General features: G+C 64.3%; 2 protein-coding genes. Both read left to right on the plus strand.

From position 1 onward, the window contains the following. Positions 1-185: 185 nt before the first annotated feature. The gene (locus AB0F40_RS27455) at positions 186-1,373 is read left to right on the plus strand and encodes a polymorphic toxin-type HINT domain-containing protein (RefSeq protein ID WP_357475496.1); all 1,188 of its coding nucleotides are present in this window, start codon (positions 186-188) and stop codon (positions 1,371-1,373) included. Further along, positions 1,370-1,726, plus strand: a complete 357-nt coding sequence (locus AB0F40_RS27460; protein WP_357475498.1) for a hypothetical protein — start codon at positions 1,370-1,372, stop codon at positions 1,724-1,726. Before AB0F40_RS27455 ends, AB0F40_RS27460 begins: the two co-directional genes overlap by 4 nt. Positions 1,727-1,883: the final 157 nt, after the last annotated feature.

Below are 1,883 nucleotides of genomic sequence, written 5' to 3' on the forward strand. Positions count from 1 at the left end.
CGTTGGACCGGGCGCGGGAGGCGCAGGATGCGGCGCAGGCGGCTGCGGGGTCGAAGGACCGGTGGCAGGACCTGGCCGATGGTGCGAAGGACGAGGCGGAGAAGGCCGAGTACGAGCAGAAGGCCCAGCAGGCTGGTGGTGACGCGGACCAGGCCGCCGGGGTGCTCAGCTCAGCGAAGTCGACCGTGGAGTCGGCGGTGTCGGATCGGGATCGTGCGGCGGGGCATGCGGTCGACCAGATCGAGGAGATCACCTCCAGCGATGATCTGAATGATGGGTGGTGGGACAACTGGGGTTCCAAGCTCGTCGCCGCGATCGCGGACATCGCCGACATGATCTCCACCATCGCCGGGATCCTCGCGATCATCGTCGCGTTCATCCCCGTCGTCGGCACCGCCCTGGCGGGAGTGCTGATCGTCATCGCGGCAGTCGCGGCGATCGTCAGTGCGGTCGCGAACATCACGCTCGCCGCCACGGGTGAGCGGTCCTGGGCGGAGGCGGGGATCGCGATCGCCGGCGCGGCGTTGTCGTTGATCGGTCTGGGTGGTGCTGCCAAGGCCGCGACTGGGTTGGCGAAGGGCATCAGCAAGGGTGCGTTGAGGTCGGGCAAGAACTGCAAGTTCGGGTTCGGGAAGTGCTTCGTCGCCGGGACCCTGATCCATACCCCGGACGGCCCGCGGCCGATCGAGGACATCGCGGTCGGCGACAAGGTCTGGGCCCACGACGTCATCACCGGGCGGGACGAGCCGCAACTGGTCGTCGAGACGTTCGTCCGCACCACGACCGAGCTGTTCCACCTCACCATCAACGGCGAACGGGTCTCGACCACGGCAGAGCACCCGTTCATGGTCTACGGCCGCGGCTGGCTGGACGCCGCGTTCCTCCAGGTCGGCGACCTTCTGGTCACCCCCGAGGGCACCACCGTCCCGGTCGAGGCCATCGAGACCGAGACCCGGACCGAGGCGGACGCCGAGACGGTCTACAACTTCCACGTCGAGACCCGCCACAACTACTATGTCTACGCTGGCACTGTCCCGATCCTGGTCCACAATGCCGCCCACGGTGGCCCGAACGGCACTTACGAGCCGAACCCGAAACATGGCCTGAGCCAGCGTGGTAAGGCCGCACCCGAGCCGGCGGACGGGCAAAAGGCACTGGATCGCTCGGTGTCCTACAAGGACACTACGACCCGGCGTGTGGCTGTGGACAAGGAGAACGGGGAATTCGTCGTGCTCGATGAGCACGCACCTGGGAAGTTCCATGGTCACGTTCGGGAGTGGAACGGAACGCCGGAGCAGCAGGGGCTCAGGGACGAGATGAAGAATGCACTCGTGAAAAACGGCGATGTGAACAGAAAGGGGAAGATCCTGTGAACCTGGAGTACTACAAATCGGAAGAGATTGACCGCAGGAAATTCCTGGCGGCCATCAAGGATGGCGAATCATTGCCTCTGCGTGAAGCGATGATATCTGCGGCCTTTCACATCGACGACTGGGAATGGTTGCAGGGAAAATACGTCGAGCTTCTTGGACATGACGATCCCTGGGTGCGGAAAGTCGCGGCCACCTGCCTGGCCCATGTGGCACGAATCCACCATCGTCTGGATGTCGCAATGGTTCGCCCATTGATCGAAGCGCTCCTGAATGATCCGGAGACCCGTGGCCATGCCGAGGACGCGCTTGAGGACATTGAAGACGTGATGCCCGTGGACGGCTCTGCAGGCTAGATCTTCGTGGCCGACATTCACGGAAGCACCACCTTGGCACCTGGACGGACCTCGCCCTGGGGCTAGCCTCGATCATTCACTTGGTGGGTAGCCCGGCCTGAGCGGTTCGTCCGATTTGGTGGTTGGCGCGTCTTGGGCATGGTTGCCGTGCGCGTGT

The sequence above is a fragment of the Promicromonospora sp. NPDC023987 genome (genome assembly GCF_040639055.1).
Taxonomy (GTDB): Bacteria; Actinomycetota; Actinomycetes; order Actinomycetales; family Cellulomonadaceae; genus Promicromonospora.